This is a genomic window from Microbacterium oxydans (assembly GCF_900095745.1).
GTDB lineage: Bacteria > Actinomycetota > Actinomycetes > Actinomycetales > Microbacteriaceae > Microbacterium > Microbacterium oxydans_B.
The window spans coordinates 131,727-149,581 of record NZ_FMIR01000015.1 but is presented as its reverse complement, the minus strand read 5'-3'; the positions used below and the strand labels follow the sequence as shown (position 1 = coordinate 149,581).

Here is a 17,855-nt window from a genome sequence, read left to right as displayed (position 1 = left end):
AAGGGGGTGGGTCGGGTTACGCGGCGACGCGGGCGACGGCGGCGATGGCGCTCGTGAAGAAGTCGAGTCCGTCGATGCCGCTGCGCATGGCGGCTGCGGTGTCGGGGCCGAAGCCCGCCTCGGTGGCGTGCTCGGGGTGCGGCATGAGGCCGACCACGTTGCCCGCTTCGTTCGTGACACCGGCGATGTCGCGGAGCGACCCGTTCGGGTTCACGCCGGCGTAGCGGAACGCCACGAGACCTTCGCCCTCGATGCGGTCGAGGGTCTGCTCGTCGGCGATGTAGCCGCCGTCGGCGTTCTTCAGCGGGATCACGATCTCCTGGCCGTTGCGGAACGCGTTCGTCCAGGCGGTGTCGGAGTTCTCGACCGTGAGGCGCTGGTCGCGGCGCACGAAGTGCTGGTGGTTGTTGCGGATCAGTCCGCCGGGCAGCAGGTGCGCCTCGACGAGCATCTGGAAGCCGTTGCAGATGCCGAGCACGGGCATGCCCTTGGCGGCGGCATCCTTCACCTCGGACATGATCGGCGAGAGCGCCGCGATCGCGCCGGCGCGCAGGTAGTCGCCGTAGCTGAAGCCGCCGGGGAGGACGAGCGCGTCGACGCCCTCGAGGTCGTGCGAGCCGTGCCACAGGGCGACGGGCTCGGCGCCGGCGATGCGCACGGCGCGCTGCGCGTCGCGGTCGTCGAGCGAGCCGGGGAAGGTGATGACGCCGATGCGCGTGGTCACTCCGCGACCTCGATGCCGACGACGTCTTCGATCACGGAGTTGGAGAGCACCTCGTCGGCGATCCGACGGGCCTCGGCGAGGACCTCGTCGGTGACCTCGCCCTCGACGGTGAGCTCGAAGCGCTTGCCGATGCGGACGTCGGTGAAGCCCTCGACGCCGAGACGGGCGAAGGCGCCGGAGACGGCCTTACCCTGCGGGTCGAGCAGTTCGGGCTTGGGCATGACGTCGACGACGATGGTGGGCATGACGGCTCCAAGAGTCGCGGGCGGAGGGGCGCACCCAGTCTACCGTCCCGAGGGGAGCTGCCTACGCGGAGTGGAAGACGGTGTGCAGGTCACCGACGGCCTCGCGACCGCCGAGGCCGTCGATCTCGAACAGCACCGAGATGCCGACGACGTGGCTGCCGAGACGCTCGACGAGTTCGCGTCCGGCGGCGAGCGTGCCACCCGTGGCGAGCACATCGTCGATGAGCAGCACCCGGGAGCCGGCGGGCAGGTCGTCGTGCATCTCGATCGTGGCGGTGCCGTACTCGAGGGCGTAGTCGACGGATGCCGCGGGGCGGGGCAGCTTGCCCGCCTTGCGGATCGGGATGAGGCCAACACCCGCGGCGATCGCGGCGGCGCTGGCGAGGATGAAGCCGCGCGCCTCGATGCCGGCGATCACGTCGAACTGGCCGGCGAAGGGCTCGATGATCGCCTCGGTCGTGACCCGCAGCGCCTCGGCGTCGGCGAGGAGCGGCGTGATGTCGCGGAAGATGATCCCCGGCTGCGGATAGTCCGGCACGTTGCGGATCAGGGTTTCGGCGCGGACGAGGGCAGGAGACAGGGCGGCTTCGGGCACCGGACAAGGGTACGCCGCTCGACCTGATCTGGACGATTCGCCGACCGGGCGACGATCAGCCGAGGTTTCCGCGGCATCCCTCCGGTGGATCGTCACCCCCTCGGCCGATCGTCACCAACCTCGGACGATCGTCGCAACCGGCACGGCTTGACACCGTGGGAGCGCTCCCATAGAGTGACTGCTCAGTTCGTGGGAGCGCTCCCACGACGTCCCGAAAGCAGCAAGACCGCACGACCCCCACCACAAAGGAGTGAACCGTGAACACACGTGCCCGCCACCGGATCCTCGCGATTGCCGCCGTGGCATCCGTCTCCGCCCTCGCCCTCGCCGGTTGCGCCGGCAATGCCGACGGCGCCCCCGAAGGCAGTGCCGACGAGGATGTCACGCTGACCGTCACCACGTTCGGCACCTTCGGCTACGACGACCTCTACAAGGAGTACGAGAAGGCGCACCCGAACGTCAAGATCGAGGCGACCAACATCGACACCGGCGGCAACGCCCGCACCGACGCCTTCACCAAGATCGCCGCCGGCTCCGGCCTCAGCGACGTCGTCGCGATCGAAGAGGGCTGGCTCGGCGCCATCATGGACGTCTCCGACACCTTCGTCGACCTGCGCGACTACGGCATCGAAGACCGCAAGGCCGACTGGGTCGACTGGAAGTACGGCCAGGCGACGGATGCCGAAGGCCGCGTCATCGGCTACGGCACCGACATCGGCCCGAGCGGCATCTGCTACAACGGTGCCGCATTCGAAGCCGCCGGCCTGCCGAGCGACCGCGAGTCCGTCGCCGAGTTGCTCAACGGCGACTGGGAGAACTACTTCAAGGTCGGTGCCGACTACACGGCCAAGACCGGCAAGGCCTGGTACGACCACTCCGGCTTCGTCTGGAACGCCATGGTCAACCAGCTCGATGAGGGCTACTACACGACCGACGGCAAGCTGAACGTCGAGGACAACGCCGAGCTCAAGGAGCGCTTCGAGCTGCTGGGTGCGGCGACCGAGGGCGGCCAGTCCGCTGCGCAGACGGCCTGGGACTGGAACGGCGGCAAGTCGTTCGTCGACGGAACCTTCGCGACCTTCGTGTGCCCGGGCTGGATGCTCGGCGTCGTGCAGGGTCAGGTCGAGGCCGGCGGCGGCGACGCCTCCACCGGCTGGGACTTCGCCGACGTGTTCCCCGGCGGCGCAGCCAACTGGGGCGGCGCCTTCCTGTCGATCCCGGAGTCCTCGCAGCACAAGGAGGCGGCCGCTGAGCTCGCCGACTGGCTGACGCAGCCGGAGCAGCAGGTGAAGCAGTCCGCCGCCGCGGGCAACTTCCCCTCGACGATCAAGGCGCAGGAGACCCTGGCCGCCGACGCGACGCCGAACGAGTTCTTCAACGACGCTCCGACCGGGGCGATCCTCGCCGAGCGTGCCAAGGGTGTCGTCGCCCAGTTCAAGGGTGCCGATGACTCGGTGATCCAGGAGAACGTCTTCGGCCCGGCTCTCAGCAGCCTCGACCGCGGCGAGACCGACACGCAGGGTTCCTGGGACCAGGCGATCAAGCTCCTGAACGAGCTCGTCGACTGACCCATCCTTCCGATTCGACAGGCTCAGCGGCCCGCGCCGGGTCGCTGAGCCTGTCGGAGCACCGCCCGGTCGGACCGTTCGACGGGCTCAGAGCCCCGGTTCGTGGACAAGGAAACGCACATGACTCTCACCGCCCCGCCTGCGGAGCAGCAGCGCACGGCATCCGGTTCGGCACCGGCCGCGCCGTCGAAGCGCCCCTGGCGCCACCGCGTCTCGCGGTTCGACCAGAACGCCTCCCCGTACTTCTACATCTCGCCGTTCTTCCTGCTGTTCGGGCTGGTCGGCCTGTTCCCGCTGCTCTACACCGTGTGGGTGGCCGTGCACGAGTGGGACCTGCTCAAGGGCGAGGGCGACTTCGTCGGCGTGGGCAACTTCGTCGAGATCCTCGGCGATGCCATGTTCTGGAACTCGATCGGCAACACCCTGAGCATCTTCCTGCTCTCCGCGATCCCGCAACTGGCGGTCGCGCTCGTGATCGCCTACCTCCTCGACCGGGGGCTCCGCGCCCCGACCTTCTGGCGGATGAGCGTGCTGATCCCGTTCGTGGTCACCCCTGTCGCGGTCGCCATCATCTTCTCGAGCATCTTCAACGAGGCCGACGGCCTGGCCAACAACCTGCTCAACCTCATCGGCATCGCCGACCAGGAATGGAAGCACAACACCGCCCTGTCGCACATCGCGATCGCCGTGATGGTGAACTTCCGCTGGACCGGGTACAACGCCCTGATCCTCCTCGCCGCCATGCAGGCGGTGCCGCGCGACCTGTACGAGTCGGCCGCCCTCGACGGCGCAGGGGCCGCCCGCCGCTTCTTCTCGATCACGATCCCCACGATCCGTCCGACCCTGATCTTCGTGATCATCACCGCGACGATCGGCGGGCTGCAGATCTTCGCCGAGCCCCGCCTGTTCGACGTCTCGACGGCCGGCGGCATCGGCGGCAGTGACCGGCAGTTCCAGACCACGGTGCTCTTCCTCTGGGAGCTGGCGTTCTTCCGCCGCGACCTCGGCGAGGCCTCCGCCGTCGCCATCCTGCTGTTCCTGCTGATCGTCGGCATCGGAGTGATCAACTTCCTCATCTCCCGGCGCATCTCCACCGGCGACGGCCCGAAGAACCGCGCCGAGCGCCGGCGCACACGCACAGCTGCCGCGGCCGCCGCCACGGCTGCCGCGTCCACGACGATCGCCACCACCACCGAGGAGAACGCGCGATGACCGCCACCCAGGCGCTGAGCGTCCCCGAGAAGATCCGCCGGCGTCGTGCCGTCGGGGGCAACGCCGGCATCGGCAGCCGCCCCGGATTCCTGACCTACGGGCTCCTCGCCGCGTTCATCATCGGCAGCGTCTACCCGCTGTGGTGGTCGGTGGTGGTGGCCAGCGGCACGAACGCCACCCGCGGCGAGACCCTCCCGCTGATCCCCGGCGGCAACTTCCTGGCCAACGCGGCCAAGGTCTTCGATGCGATCCCGTTCTGGCTCGCGCTGGGCAACTCGTTCCTGATCTCGGGCATCATCACGATCTCGGTCGTCACGTTCTCCACCCTCGCCGGCTACGCCTTCGCGAAGCTGAAGTTCAAGGGTCGCGACGGAATGATGATCTTCGTGATCGCGACCATGGCGATCCCGACGCAGCTGGGCATCATCCCGCTGTTCATGCTCATGCGGGAGCTCGGGTGGACCGGCTCGATCGGCGCCGTCATCGTGCCGACCCTCGTCACCGCGTTCGGGGTGTTCTTCATGCGGCAGTACCTCGTCGACGTCATCCCGGACGAGCTGATCGAAGCCGCCCGCATGGACGGCGCGAACCAGTTCCGCACGTTCCTGACCGTCGGGCTCCCCGCGGCCCGACCGGCCATGGCCATCCTCGGACTCTTCACCTTCATGACGGCGTGGACCGACTACCTGTGGCCGCTGATCGTGCTCTCCCCGCAGAACCCGACCCTGCAGACGGCGCTCAGCCAGCTGCAGTCGGGCTACTACATCGACTACTCGATCGTGCTCGCCGGTGCGGTGCTCGCGACCCTTCCGCTGCTCGTGCTCTTCGTGGTCGCGGGTCGGCAGCTGGTCAGTGGCATCATGGCGGGCGCGGTGAAAGGATGACCCCTATGACCCGCTCCTTCCCCGAGAACTTCCTCTTCGGCGCTGCGACCGCGGCGTACCAGATCGAAGGGGCGGCGTTCGAGGATGGACGCACGGCGTCGATCTGGGACGCGTTCGCCCGCGTGCCCGGCGCCGTGATCGGCGGCGACAACGGCGACGTGGCCTGCGATCACTATCACCGGTACCGCGACGACGTCGCGCTGATGACCGAGCTCGGGCTGCAGACGTACCGCTTCTCCACCTCATGGTCGCGGGTGCGGCCGGACGGCGGCGCCGTGAACCCCGCGGGCGTCGACTTCTACGAGCGCCTCGTCGACGAGCTGCTCGGCGCCGGCATCCTGCCCTGGCTGACCCTGTACCACTGGGATATGCCGCAGGCGCTGCAGGATGCCGGTGGCTGGACGAACCGCGACACGGTCGACCGGTTCCTCGAGTACGCCGGCACCATGCACGACGCGCTCGGCGATCGGGTCAACGTGTGGACGACGCTCAATGAGCCCTGGTGCTCGTCCTTCCTCTCCTACACCGGAGGGGAGCATGCTCCGGGACACACCAGCGTCGCCGAGGGGCTGCTCGCCTCGCATCACCTGCTGCTCGCGCACGGCAAGACCGTGCGGGAGCTGCGCGGACGCGACGCCTCGCTCAACCTCGGCATCACCCTGAACCACACGGTCGCCGACCCCGCCGACCCGCAGAACCCCGCCGACGTCGACGCCGCCCGCCGCGTGGACGGGCAGTTCAACCGCTGGTTCCTCGACCCGATCTACCGCGGCAGCTACCCCGCCGACATCGTCGAGGACATCCGCGCGGTGGATGCCGACGCCGTCGCCCAGTTCGAGGCCGCGGTCCACGACGGCGACCTCGAGACCATCTCCCAGCACATCGACACGCAGGGCGTGAACTACTACCACGGCGACTTCCTGTCGGGCACGGCTCCCGCCGAGGCGCCGGTGTCCGGAGGGCCCGCCACCGAGCGCGCCGGCCGCAGCCCCTACCCGTCGAGCGACGGCATCCACTCGGTCGAGCGCGGGCTGCCGCGCACGGCACAGAACTGGGAGGTGCAACCCGAGGGGCTCACCCGGGTGCTGCAGCGGGTCTGGAGCGAGTACGCCGAGCCCGCGGGCACCGTGCTGTACATGACCGAGAACGGCGCCGCCTACGACGACGTCGTGGTGGTCGAAGACGGCGAGACGCGCGTGCACGACGCCGACCGCACGGAGTTCCTGCGCCTGCACCTCGGTGCGGTGCTCGATGCCGCGGAGTCGGGTGTCGACGTGCGGGGCTACTTCTACTGGTCGATGTTCGACAACTACGAATGGGCCTGGGGTTACGACAAGCGCTTCGGCATCGTGCGCGTCGATTACGACACCCAGGAGCGGAGCCTCAAGGACTCCGGTCGGGAGTACGCGCGCATCATCGCGGCCCGGTCGCTGTAGCCGCAGGGCTGTCGAATCGCGCGAATGGTCCTCTCCACGGACCGGATGGGACCATTGCGCGATTCGAAGCGCGAACGTCGGTGAGAATAGGGCGATGGAAGAGTGCGTACGTTGATGTCGCCCCGAGCGACCATCGAAGAGGTGGCCTCGGCCGCCGGTGTCTCCCGGTCGACCGTGTCGCGGGTCGTGAACGGGTCGACGGCGGTGAGCCCGGAGGCGCTCGCCGCCGTGCGCGCCGCGATCGACGAGCTGAACTACGTGCCCAACCGTGCGGCCCGCTCCCTCGCCTCGCGGCAGACGCACGCGATCGCTCTGATCGTGCCGGAAGACACGAACCGCTTCTTCGGCGACCCGTTCTTCGCCGCGATCGTCGCCGGCATCACAGGAGCCCTCGGCGGATCCGACTACCTGCTCAACCTCCTCATCGCGAGTGACGACCCGGGCGACAAGATGACGGGCTTCGTGCGCAACGGCGGCGTCGACGGGGCGTTGATCGTGTCGCATCACACCAGCGACGCGTTCATCGACCGGGTCGCGGATGCCGTGCCGGTGGTCTACGGCGGTCGGCCCGTACGCCGGCTCGAGGGCGACTACGTCGTCGACGTCGACAACGTCGCGGGCGCCCGCACCGCGACCCGTCGACTGATCGACATCGGGCGCACGCGGATCGCGACGATCTCGGGCCCGCTGACCATGGTCTCCTCCGGCGACCGCATCCAGGGTTTCCGGGCCGCCCTCGCCGAGGCCGGGCTGACGCCGTTCGCCGAGGAGCAGGGCGACTACAGCGAGGCCAGCGGAGCGGATGCCGTGCGGCGCATCCTCGAAACAGGTCGACCGGACGCGATCTTCGTCGCCAGCGACCTGATGGCGCGCGGTGCGCTGACGGTGCTGCGCGCCGCCGGTGTGCGGGTTCCCGAGGACATCGCCCTGGTCGGGTTCGACGACTCGTCCGTGGCGATCACGACCGATCCGCAGCTCACGACGATGCGCCAGCCGATGTATGCGCAGGGTGAGACCATGGCCCGGGTGCTGCTGTCGCGTCTCGCGGGGCAGGACCCGCCGCAGACCACCATCCTGCCGACCGAGCTCGTGGTCCGCGCCTCGGCCTGAGCGTGTCTCGGCCGGGCCGGAAGGAACACGGGCGCGCCCCTGACGCCCCCTCCTGGCCAGGGACGCACCCGTGCGTCTGGGCTGCACGACTTCGGAGATCGGCGGCGAATCGCCCAGCGAAGGGCGGATGCCGCGGCGCGGCGCCTCGGATCTCCCCAGTCGTGCCCGGCTGAGCGAGTCAGCCGAAGTTCGAATCCAGTCATAGGTTGAATGGATGTTCAGTGATTAATCTATACGGCAGGGGGAGCATCGGAAAAGTCCGGCCGGCTGAACTCAGGAGGTGGATGCCGCGTGGCACGCTCCGACGAGCAGAATCGGCAGGCCAGGCAACGCGCCAGGGAGACCATCCTGGAGGCCGCCATCGAGGTCTTCAGCGAACGGGGAGTCGCGGGCGCGAGCATCGCCGCGATCACGAAGCGGGCGGGCGTCGCCCAGGGCCTCGTGAACTACCACTTCGGCGGCAAGGAACAGCTCGTCGCCGCCGTCATCGACCGATGGTTCGAGACCGTGCTCGGCTTCGCGCGAGTGGAGGGCACCCCTGACGAGATGCTCGCCGCCGTGATCGACGGAGCCCTCACGGCCACCGCCTACGCGATCCCCCTGCAGCGGGCGGTGCTGGCGATGCAGCAGCAGCCCGCCACGCACCGACTGTTCGCCGAATCGGAGGCTCGGCACGAAGTGCGCGCCACCGCGGCGGAGGATGCCGTGCGGCAGCTGTTCCGCGCGCGCGGCGCCGAGGATCCGGCCCTCGAAGAGGTCATGCTCCGCAGCACCCTCGAGGGCGTCTTCGTGAAGTTCGCCGTCTTCGGCGACACCTATCCGCTCGAAGACGCCCGGCGCTGGGTGCACCTCCGTTACGGGCTCCCCGCGCCGACGACGCCCATCGCTCCACCGGTTCCGCTCCGCGATGGCGAACCGCGCCCGCGTGCGACGGCAGCCCTGGGGCCGGAGCAGCAGGCGTGATCGCATGACGTCGATCGACCTGAACTCGGACCTCGGCGAGAACGTCGCCGACCGGATCGTCAGCGATGACGCGAGCATGCTGCGCCTCGTCACGAGCGCGAACGTGTCGTGCGGGTTCCACGCCGGCAGCCCCGAGGGCATCCGTGAGACGCTCGCCGCCGCCGTCCAGGGCGGCGTCGTGATCGGGGCGCATCCCGCCTATCGCGACTACGAGAACTTCGGCCGCACCCGCCTTGACGTCGACTCGGCCACGCTCCAGGCGCATGTCGAATACCAGCTGGGAGCGCTGATGGGACTCGCCGCCGCGGTGGGCGGCACGGTCTCCTACGTCAAGCCGCATGGGGCGCTCTACAACACCATCGCGCGCGATGAGCGGCAGTCGAAGGATGTGGTGGCGGCGATCTGCGCGATCGACCCGAGCCTCGTGCTGCTGGGACTCTCCGGGGGCGTCGTGCTCGACGTCGCCGAGCGGGCCGGGCTCGCCGTCGCCGCCGAGGCCTTCGCCGATCGGGCCTATCAGCCCGACGGGCAGCTCGTGTCGCGCACCGAGGCAGGTGCCGTGCTGCATGACCCGGCCGCGGTGGCGGAGCGCATGGTGCGCCTCGCTGCCGACGGTGTGATCCGGGCGATCGACGGAACCGACGTGCCCGTGGTGGCGCAGTCGATCTGCGTGCACGGCGACAGCCCCGGATCAGTGGCGATGGCAGCCGAGACCAAGCGGATGCTGCAGGACGCGGGCATCACGATCGCACCGTTCGCGGGCTCCCGATGAGGCGACCGGCGCAGGTCGGCTGATGCGCATCCTCACGGCATCCGATCGCGCTCTGCTCGTCGAGGCGGCCGACCTCGACGAGGCGATGCGCCTGAACCTCGCATGGGAGGGGCTGCCCGGCGTCGTCGAGCGCGTCCCCGGAGCCCGCACGGTGCTCGTGCGGTTCGACCCGCTGCGCGTTTCGGCCACCGAGCTCGCGCACACGCTGGCGGCGACGGAGGTCGACGCCACGCGCCCGCCCCGCACCGGGGAGGTCACGATCCCCGTGCGGTACGACGGTGAAGACCTCGACGAAGCGGCATCCGCGCTCGGCGTCTCGGTGGAGGAGCTCGTGAACCGGCACCTCGCCGCGGACTGGCGGGTCGCGTTCTCGGGGTTCGCCCCGGGGTTCGGATACGTCGTGAGCAGCGATCCGCTCTTCGACGTGCCGCGCCGCTCGTCTCCGCGTACACGCGTGCCCGCCGGCTCGGTCGCACTCGCCGGACCGTTCACCGGCGTCTACCCGCGCGAGAGTCCCGGTGGCTGGCAGCTGATCGGTCGCACGGATGCCGTGATGTGGGACATCGACCGTGATCCGCCGGCCCTCCTCGCTCCCGGCACCGCGGTGCGCTTCGAGCGGGTGCGGGCGGGTGCGCGGCTGGACCGAAACGGAGACCATCGCACGCACGCACGGCGCGTCATGCGGCAACGCGCGGATGCGGATACGGATGGTCCGGGTTTCGGCACGGCATCCGCGGTCGAGGTCGTCCGGCCCTCGCTGCAGCTGCTGGTGCAGGATGCCGGGCGCCCGGGGTTCGCGGCGCTCGGGGTCTCGGCATCCGGAGCCGCCGACCGACGCGCGATGCGGGATGCGAACCGTGCCGTGGGGAACGCGGACGTGGCCGCGGTGCTCGAGAGCGTCGGGGGAGCGGTGCTCCGGTTCCACGGGGCGGGTGTCGCGGCGGTCACGGGGGCGATCGGCGCGCTCGCCCTGATCGGAGCTGAGGGATTCGCTCGTCCGATCCTCCACGGCGAGCCCTTCGCCACGTTCGACGGCGACGAGCTGACACTCGGCCATCCGGATCGCGGTCTGCGGTACGTCATCGGGGTCCGCGGCGGAGTCGATGTCGCGCTCGCGCTGGGAAGCCGTGCGTCCGACACCCTTGCGGGACTCGGTCCGGAGCCGCTCGCGGCCGGGGCCGTCCTCCCGATCGGCGAGGCCGCTCCGCACCCCGTCGAGCCTGGCGCCGTGCCGCGCGACCTCCCGGCCTCCGGCGATGTCGTCGAGCTCGAGATCACGCTCGGTCCGCGCGACGACTGGTTCACGGCGGATGCCCTCGAGGTGCTCACGGCCCAGGAGTGGACGGTCACACCGCGCTCCGACCGGGTCGGCATCCGTCTTCAGGGCGATGCCCCGCTGGAGCGTTCCGTCGACGGCGAGCTGCCCAGCGAGGGAGCGGTCACCGGTGCGATCCAGGTGCCACCCGACGGGCAGCCGGTGCTCTTCCTCCCCGACCACCCGCTCACCGGCGGGTACCCGGTCATCGGCGCCCTCACCGACCGCAGCCTCGACCTCGCAGGTCAACTGCCGCCGGGCGTGCGCCTTCGATTCGCCGTGCAGGTGCGCTCCGACAGCTGAGTTCCGCCGCCGATCGGTTCACAACTCCGCAGAAACTGTATCGATCCGGAGTGGTACGGCCGTAGGGAGGTGTTCGGGCCGGGTTCTGAGGAGTTGTGAACGCGATGCGCGTCCCGCTAGGCGGGGTCGCCGCCGAGCGGGCCGACCGCCTCGAGCGGCTTCGGGTCGTCGGCGCCGGTCTTGCGCAGACGGGCGATCAGGTTGCCCAGGTGGTAGATCAGGATCGCCGCGACCGTGGCGATGACGATGCCGCCGAGTTCGAAGCCGGACGCCTCGTCCTTGATCATGAATCCGCCGACGGCCATGATCAGGGCCACGGCTGCGGTGTACTGGTTGACCGGGCGCGAGAAGTCGACGCGGTTGTCGACCCAGATCTTGATGCCGATGACGCCGATGAGGCCGTACAGCGCCGTGGTCACGCCGCCGAGCACTCCGGCGGGCACCGAGTTGATGACCTCGCCGAACTTGGGCGAGAGGCTGAGCAGGATCGCGGCGATGCCGGCGACCCAGTAGGCGGCCGTGGAGTACACGCGGGTGGAGGCCATCACGCCGATGTTCTCGCCGTAGGTCGTGGTGCCCGAACCGCCGAAGAAGCCGGCGAGGGTGGTCGAGACGCCGTCGGCGATCAGTGCCTTGCCGGTCTGCTGGTTCACGCTCGCATCGCCGGTCATGGTCGCGACGCCGCGCACGTGTCCGACGTTCTCGGCGATCAGCACGAGCACGACCGGGAGGAACATGGCGAGGGCGGTGAGGGTGCCGGGCTCGGTAAAGTTCGGGAAGGTGAAGGTGGGGAGACCGACCCAATCGGCCTTCTCCACGGCCGAGAAGTCGAGCTCGCCACGGAACGCCGCGAAGATGTAGCCCGCGATGACGCCGAGGAAGATCGAGATGCGTCCGAGGAATCCGCGGAACACGACCGCGAAGAGGATCGTGATGGCGAGCGTGAACGTCGCGGTCACGGGAGCATCGGCGTAGTTGTCGTGCGCGGCGCCGGCGAGGTTGAACCCGATGAGGGCGACGATCGTTCCGGCGAGCACCGGCGGCAGGAAGCGGTCGACCCACTTGACGCCGACCGTGTGCACCACCACGCCGATGATCGCGAGCAGCACGCCGACGGCGACGATGCCGGCCAGGGCGGTGCCCATGTTCGCCGAGGCGGTGGCTGCCGTGACCGGCGCGATGAACGCGAACGACGAACCGAGATAGCTGGGCAGCTTGTTGCGCGTGACCAGCAGGAACAGGATGGTGCCGACACCGCTGAACAGCAGGGTCGTGGCGACCGGGAAGCCGGTGATGATCGGCACCAGGAACGTCGCGCCGAACATCGCGACGACGTGCTGGAGTCCGATCGCGATCGTGGCGGGCCAGTTCAGGCGCTCGTCGGGACGGACGACGGCGCCGGGCTCGACCGTGCGGCCGTTTCCGTGCAGCTTCCACAGGGCCATGCGGGCTCCTCAAGGTTCGGGGGATGGCAGGAGTGCCGGAGCAACACTATCGATTCCTGAGTTTTTCCTGAACGCTTCTACCAGGGTAGACGCGAAGGTAGAATGGTAGACATGGGCCTCAACATCAAGAACGAGACCACGCATGAGCTCGTGCGTCGGCTCGCGGCGTTGACCGGTCAGAGTCAGACGAGTGCCGTCGAGGATGCGGTGCGGCGGCGTCTCGCCGAGTTGGAGCAGCAGCAGTCGGCCAAAGAAGAGGAGCGTCGTCGCCGTATCCGAGAGGTGATCCGCCGGGCGCAGCAGCTTCCCTCCACCGGGCGCACGACCGAGGAGATCATGGACGAGCTCTACGACGAGACGGGGATGCCGCGATGATCGTCGACTCCTCGGCGTTGGTCGCGGTGCTGATGGCTGAGCCGGAAGCCGACGAGATGAGCGACCTGTTGGAGTCGCGGCCCTTCGCCTTGTCCGCGGCCACGCTCGCGGAGTGCACGATCGTCCTCCGCAGCAAGGGCGGCGAAGCGAAGGCGCTTGCGCTCGACGAGCTTCTGGAGGTGACGCGATCAGAGGTCGTTCCCGTCGATGAGGTGCAGGCGCGCCTGGCGGGCAGGGCATACGCCCGCTACGGCCGAGGGTCAGGGAGCCGCGCTCGCCTGAACTACGGCGACTGCTTCTCCTATGCGCTCGCGATCACCCGCGACGAGCCGCTGCTGTTCAAGGGAGACGACTTCGTCCACACCGACGTGCGGCTCGTCGAGTAGGCCGGTCCGGTCCGGTCAGGTCCGCGACGGGCCCGCGGGAGATCGGGGGTCAGGCGCCGAGGCGTTCGATCAGCTCGCGGTAGCGGTCGGCGGTGCGCTCGACGACATCGGCGGGGAGGGCCGGCGGCTCGCCCTGCTTATCCCAGTTCGCGGCCATCCAGTCGCGCACGATCTGCTTGTCGAAGCTCGCCATGCGCGCGCTCGGGGTGGTGCCGGTGCGCCAGGCCTCGGCGTCCCAGTAGCGCGACGAGTCGCTCGTGAGCACCTCGTCGGCCAGGCGCAGGGTGCCGTCGGCATCCGTCCCGAACTCGAACTTGGTGTCGGCGAGGATCAGGCCCTTCTCCTCGGCGATCTCGGCGGCACGGGCATAGATCGCGAGCGAGGTGTCGCGCAGCTCGGCCGCGCGCTCCGCTCCGACCAGTTCGACGGTGCGCTCGAACGTGATGTTCTCGTCGTGCTCGCCCATCGGCGCCTTGTAGGCCGGGGTGAACAGGGGCTCGGGCAACCTGTCGCCGTTCTGCAGGCCGGCGGGCAGCGGAATGCCGCACACCGTGCCGCTCTCCTGGTACTCGGCCCAGCCGGAACCGGTGATGTAGCCGCGCACGACGCACTCGATCGGCAGCATCTCGAGCGACTGCGCGAGCATGGCGCGGTCGGCGACTTCCTCGGGCAGCTCGCCCTCGGCGATGTGGTTGGGGAAGTCGGAGAGCTGCGCGAACCACCAGCGGCTCAGTCGCGTCAGCAGGGCCCCCTTGTCCGTGATGCCGGGGGAGAGCACGAAGTCGAAGGCGCTCACGCGGTCGGAGGCGACGACGAGGATGCGCGTGTCCGCTGGATCCTCGGAGGCGTACAGGTCGCGGACCTTGCCCGAGTAGATGTGCCGCCAGCCGGAGATGCTCTGTGCCGTGCCTTCTGAAGGAGTGCTCACCCGCCCATTATCCCGGTTCGCACGGCCACCGCATGCCGTGGGTCCGAGGCGTCGGTGGTGCAACCTAGCCTGGTCGCATGACCGCCGACATCCTCACGCCGCGCCTGCGCCTGTCGCTCCCGACCGCCGCCGATCTCGACACGCTGTTCGCTATCTCGACCGATCCACGGGTCTGGACCCACCACCCCACACTGCGGCACATCGACCCGGAGGAGACGGCTTCGATGATGGCGCGCTGGGAGAGAAGTCGGGAGTCGGAGGGGCTCGGGCCGTGGTCGGTCCGAGCGCGCGATACGGACGAGCTGATCGGTTACGGCGGGTGCACGCTGCTCAGCGGCGAGGTCTGGAATCTCGGGTACCGGCTGTCTGCCGATCACCACGGCAAGGGGTACGCCACGGAGCTCGCGTTCGCCGCGCTCGAACAGGCTCGATTGGCCGATCCCGACCGCCCGGTGATCGCCTATCTCGTCGAGCACAACCGGGCTTCGGCGCGAGTCGCCGAGAAGGTGGGCCTCGCACTCGTGCACAGGGCTCCGGATGCGGGAAACCCCGATCCATCCGTGTGGCGACTCGTCTACGCGGATCGTCCGCTCACGGAAGCGCAGCTCGCCGCGGCATCTCTGTAGCCGGTAAAGGTCTCCGCCGCCGAAGCCATCTGTTCGGCATCTTGAGAAGGGCGTATAGTCCACATGGACTATTTGAGCGCGACACCCGGGAGGGGCCATGCAACGACTGACCCCGATGGGGGCGATGATCCTCTCCCTGCTGCGCGAGGGCGACATGCACCCCTACGAGATGGTGCGACTGATGCGGGTGCGCCGCGACGATCGGCTGCTGACCCTCACGAACGGCACGCTCTATCACACGGTCGGCCGGCTCCAGCGGGCGGGGCTCATCGACGAGGTCGGCAGTGACCGCGAGGGGAATCGCCCCGAGCGCACAACATACTCATTGACCGACGCCGGCCGGGAGACCCTCATCGCCTGGCTGCGACGCGAGCTGTCGACGATCGATCGTCCCGCCGAGTTCCGGATCGCGCTCGCCGAGGCGCACAACCTCGAACGCGGAGATGTGCTCCAGTGTCTGCGGTCGCGTCGCGTCTCCCTCGACGACGAGCACGTCGCGTATCGCGATGGACTGATCGACGCGAGACGCGATGGCGTGCCCGAGCAGGTGCTCGTGGAGTACGAGCGGCAGGAGGTGCTGCTCGAGGCTGAGCTGCGCTGGGCCGACTCGCTGATCGCCCGCCTCGAAGCCGAAGACCTGCCGTGGGGACCCACGGCTTTCCCGAACTCAGACCGCTACCGCGCTCAGCGAAAGGCTGCACAGCAATGACCGATTCCCCTCGCGACGGAGACCGCCCGCCGGTGTCCGCGCCCTCGAGCTCCGGTCCGTCGACCGGCACCTACTCCGTCGGTCACAAGCCGACGAGCCCCTGGCCGGCGCTCTGGGCGCTGGTCATCGGATTCTTCATGATCCTGGTCGACACCACGATCGTCTCGGTCGCGAACCCGGCCATCAAGGCCGCACTCGACCCGAACACCAACAACCTCGACAACGTGGTGTGGGTCACGAGCGCGTATCTGCTCGCCTACGCGGTGCCGCTGCTGATCACCGGACGCCTCGGCGACCGCTTCGGGCCGAAGAACATCTATCTGATCGGCCTCGCGATCTTCACCCTCGCCTCGCTGTGGTGCGGGCTCTCGAACTCGCTCGAGGGCCTGATCGTCGCGCGCGCCGTGCAGGGGTTGGGCGCCGCGTTCATGACACCGCAGACCATGGCCGTGATCACCCGCACCTTCCCGCCCGAGCGCCGCGGCGCCGCCATGGGCCTCTGGGGTGCGACGGCCGGTGTCGCGACGCTCGTCGGTCCGCTCGTCGGCGGACTGCTCGTCGACGGCTTCGGTTGGGAGTGGATCTTCTTCGTCAACATCCCCGTCGGCATCGTCGCGTTCGTGCTCGCCTGGCGTCTGGTGCCGAAGCTGGCCACCCACCCGCACCGCTTCGACATCGTCGGCGTCGTGCTGAGCGCCGTGGCGCTCTTCCTCATCGTGTTCGGGCTGCAGGAGGGCGAGAAGTACGACTGGGGCGTGATCTGGGGTCCCATCTCGGTGTGGAGCCTGATCATCGTCGGCCTCGTCATCCTCGGGCTGTTCATCGTGCAGCAGGCCAAGACCCGCAGCGAACCGCTGGTCCCGCTCGAGCTGTTCCGCGACCGCAACTTCTCGGGAGCGAACGTCGCCATCGCCGCGGTCGGCTTCACGGTGACGAGCATGTCGCTGCCGATGATGTTCTTCCTGCAGTCCGCCCGCGGGCTCACCCCCACGGAGGCGGCGCTGCTGCTGATCCCGATGGCGGTGCTGTCGGGCGCCCTCGCTCCGGCGGCGGGCAAGCTCCTCGACCGGGTGGATCCGCGCATCATCCTGATCCCCGGCCTGCTCTGCGTCGCCGGCGCACTCGTCTGGTACTCGGCCCTGATCAACATGGACACCCCGATCCTCATGTTCCTGCTGCCGTCCGCGCTGATGGGCATCGGCAACGCGGGCATGTGGGGGCCGCTCGCCACCACCGCGACGCGCAAGCTGCCGCCGCGCCAGGCGGGTGCCGGTGCCGGCATCTACAACACCACCAGGACGATCGGATCGGTCATCGGCTCGGCATCCATCGCCGCGTTCATGCAGTCTCGCCTCGAGGCGAACCTGCCCGGTCTCGCCGATGCGCCGGCGGGCTCGACTGGGGGAACACTGCCGCCGCAGGTGGCCGACGGCTTTGCCGCCGGGATGTCGCAGGCGATCCTGCTGCCGGCCTGCGTCATGGTGATCGCGCTCGTCGCCTCGCTGTTCCTCGGTCGCTACGACAAGGCGGATGCCGCGGCTCCCGCAGCCGCGCGTCCCGAGTAGTCGAGTTCGGGAGGGTGCCGTGTCCGTCGGTTTGCGGATACGGTGCCTTTCTGGTGTCATCGGGCGATGACGATCGCTCTCGCTCGACCGACCATCGACCTCTTCGACTCCTGGGCCGCTGCCGTGGCCGAGTTCGACGGCGGGCACATCGACGGTGGCGGTTACGAGCAGGGAATCACGCCCGACCAGGCCGCGTGCGAGGCGTTCGTCGCGAAGGCGGAGCTGTACGCCACTCCGGGCGCGGTGTTGCCCGAGGGGCACGTGGCGTGCGACTTCTTCTGGATCACCGAGGGCGACCGCGTCGTGGGGTTCATCGCGTTCCGCCGTGAGCTCAACGACTGGCTGCGTCGCTTCGGCGGCCACATCGGCTACGCGACGATCCCGTCCCGGCGTCGGGAGGGAATCGTGCGCGAGGCCCTCCGTCTCGTGCTCCGGTTCGCGAAGTCCGAGGGATACGACCGCGTGATGCTCACCTGCGACGATGACAACATCGGCTCCATCCGCACGATCGAAGGGGCCGGCGGCGAGCTGGAAGACGTGGTCGCGGCTCCCGAGCCGGGGCAGCCCCGCGTGCGGAAGTACTGGATCGAGTTGTCGCCGGCCTGAGCCCGGATCCGCCCTTCTGCGCGGTTCCTGGCAGACCCGTCGAGGCGGGCGCGCGGCGGGGCGGCGACTAAGGTGGATGCTCGGCGAT

The 17,855-nt window shown here is 69.3% G+C and carries 19 protein-coding genes; 14 read left to right on the top strand and 5 right to left on the bottom strand.

Annotated elements, in window-relative coordinates; translation table 11 throughout:
* Positions 1–16: 16 nt before the first annotated feature.
* The 3 genes from purQ to BQ2383_RS08795 all read right to left on the bottom strand — a co-directional run bounded on the left by purQ (position 17) and on the right by BQ2383_RS08795 (position 1,564).
* Positions 17–724 carry a phosphoribosylformylglycinamidine synthase subunit PurQ gene (purQ, locus tag BQ2383_RS08805; RefSeq protein ID WP_091032641.1) on the bottom strand — a complete coding sequence of 236 codons (708 nt, stop codon included), beginning with the start codon at positions 722–724 and terminating at the stop codon, positions 17–19.
* Positions 721–969 carry a phosphoribosylformylglycinamidine synthase subunit PurS gene (gene purS / locus BQ2383_RS08800; protein ID WP_017204254.1) on the bottom strand — a complete coding sequence of 83 codons (249 nt, stop codon included), beginning with the start codon at positions 967–969 and terminating at the stop codon, positions 721–723. The genes purQ and purS overlap by 4 nt, the downstream gene beginning before the upstream one ends.
* 61 nt (positions 970–1,030) lie before the next feature.
* On the bottom strand, positions 1,031–1,564 hold the full coding sequence (locus BQ2383_RS08795) for an adenine phosphoribosyltransferase (RefSeq protein WP_029263067.1): 534 nt from the start codon (positions 1,562–1,564) through the stop codon (positions 1,031–1,033).
* Positions 1,565–1,821: 257 nt separating this feature from the next.
* On the opposite strand from BQ2383_RS08795, the gene BQ2383_RS08790 reads away from it, so the two are divergent.
* From BQ2383_RS08790 to BQ2383_RS08755, 8 genes are all read left to right on the top strand, one after another.
* Entirely contained in the window at positions 1,822–3,132 is a 1,311-nt protein-coding gene (locus BQ2383_RS08790) for an ABC transporter substrate-binding protein (RefSeq protein WP_029263068.1), read from the top strand.
* Between the two features lie 120 nt (positions 3,133–3,252).
* A complete protein-coding gene (locus BQ2383_RS08785; RefSeq protein WP_091032638.1) occupies positions 3,253–4,344 on the top strand; it encodes a carbohydrate ABC transporter permease in 1,092 nt (363 codons plus the stop codon).
* Complete coding sequence (locus BQ2383_RS08780) at positions 4,341–5,228, top strand: carbohydrate ABC transporter permease (RefSeq protein ID WP_091032633.1); 888 nt, start codon at positions 4,341–4,343, stop codon at positions 5,226–5,228. Before BQ2383_RS08785 ends, BQ2383_RS08780 begins: the two co-directional genes overlap by 4 nt.
* Before the next feature lie 5 nt (positions 5,229–5,233).
* Positions 5,234–6,664, top strand: coding sequence for a GH1 family beta-glucosidase (locus BQ2383_RS08775; protein WP_208617642.1), 1,431 nt, complete (start codon positions 5,234–5,236; stop codon positions 6,662–6,664).
* Between the two features lie 114 nt (positions 6,665–6,778).
* Positions 6,779–7,774 carry a LacI family DNA-binding transcriptional regulator gene (locus BQ2383_RS08770; protein ID WP_091032631.1) on the top strand — a complete coding sequence of 332 codons (996 nt, stop codon included), beginning with the start codon at positions 6,779–6,781 and terminating at the stop codon, positions 7,772–7,774.
* Between the two features lie 291 nt (positions 7,775–8,065).
* Complete coding sequence (locus BQ2383_RS08765) at positions 8,066–8,737, top strand: TetR/AcrR family transcriptional regulator (protein WP_244175952.1); 672 nt, start codon at positions 8,066–8,068, stop codon at positions 8,735–8,737.
* Positions 8,738–8,741: 4 nt separating this feature from the next.
* Positions 8,742–9,509 carry a LamB/YcsF family protein gene (locus tag BQ2383_RS08760; RefSeq protein WP_091032629.1) on the top strand — a complete coding sequence of 256 codons (768 nt, stop codon included), beginning with the start codon at positions 8,742–8,744 and terminating at the stop codon, positions 9,507–9,509.
* A 22-nt stretch (positions 9,510–9,531) separates the two neighbouring features.
* Positions 9,532–11,127 carry an urea amidolyase family protein gene (locus BQ2383_RS08755; RefSeq protein ID WP_091032626.1) on the top strand — a complete coding sequence of 532 codons (1,596 nt, stop codon included), beginning with the start codon at positions 9,532–9,534 and terminating at the stop codon, positions 11,125–11,127.
* A gap of 116 nt (positions 11,128–11,243) precedes the next feature.
* Here the strand turns inward: BQ2383_RS08755 and BQ2383_RS08750 are convergent, their stop codons facing one another.
* On the bottom strand, positions 11,244–12,572 hold the full coding sequence (locus BQ2383_RS08750) for a uracil-xanthine permease family protein (RefSeq protein WP_091032623.1): 1,329 nt from the start codon (positions 12,570–12,572) through the stop codon (positions 11,244–11,246).
* 111 nt (positions 12,573–12,683) lie between these two features.
* On the opposite strand from BQ2383_RS08750, the gene BQ2383_RS08745 reads away from it, so the two are divergent.
* Positions 12,684–12,947, top strand: coding sequence for a type II toxin-antitoxin system VapB family antitoxin (locus BQ2383_RS08745; RefSeq protein ID WP_167381574.1), 264 nt, complete (start codon positions 12,684–12,686; stop codon positions 12,945–12,947).
* Positions 12,944–13,333 (top strand): type II toxin-antitoxin system VapC family toxin, encoded by a 390-nt coding sequence (locus tag BQ2383_RS08740; RefSeq protein WP_091032617.1) that lies wholly within the window; start codon positions 12,944–12,946, stop codon positions 13,331–13,333. Before BQ2383_RS08745 ends, BQ2383_RS08740 begins: the two co-directional genes overlap by 4 nt.
* A 49-nt stretch (positions 13,334–13,382) precedes the next feature.
* Here the strand turns inward: BQ2383_RS08740 and BQ2383_RS08735 are convergent, their stop codons facing one another.
* Positions 13,383–14,261, bottom strand: coding sequence for a phosphoribosylaminoimidazolesuccinocarboxamide synthase (locus BQ2383_RS08735; protein WP_091032614.1), 879 nt, complete (start codon positions 14,259–14,261; stop codon positions 13,383–13,385).
* 77 nt (positions 14,262–14,338) lie between these two features.
* On the opposite strand from BQ2383_RS08735, the gene BQ2383_RS08730 reads away from it, so the two are divergent.
* From BQ2383_RS08730 to BQ2383_RS08715, 4 genes are all read left to right on the top strand, one after another.
* On the top strand, positions 14,339–14,887 hold the full coding sequence (locus BQ2383_RS08730; protein ID WP_091032611.1) for a GNAT family N-acetyltransferase: 549 nt from the start codon (positions 14,339–14,341) through the stop codon (positions 14,885–14,887).
* 97 nt (positions 14,888–14,984) lie between these two features.
* Positions 14,985–15,596, top strand: coding sequence for a PadR family transcriptional regulator (locus BQ2383_RS08725; protein ID WP_091032608.1), 612 nt, complete (start codon positions 14,985–14,987; stop codon positions 15,594–15,596).
* Positions 15,593–17,161 carry an MFS transporter gene (locus BQ2383_RS08720; protein ID WP_279627349.1) on the top strand — a complete coding sequence of 523 codons (1,569 nt, stop codon included), beginning with the start codon at positions 15,593–15,595 and terminating at the stop codon, positions 17,159–17,161. Before BQ2383_RS08725 ends, BQ2383_RS08720 begins: the two co-directional genes overlap by 4 nt.
* Before the next feature lie 66 nt (positions 17,162–17,227).
* Entirely contained in the window at positions 17,228–17,767 is a 540-nt protein-coding gene (locus BQ2383_RS08715) for a GNAT family N-acetyltransferase (RefSeq protein ID WP_091032605.1), read from the top strand.
* Positions 17,768–17,855 lie beyond the last annotated feature (88 nt).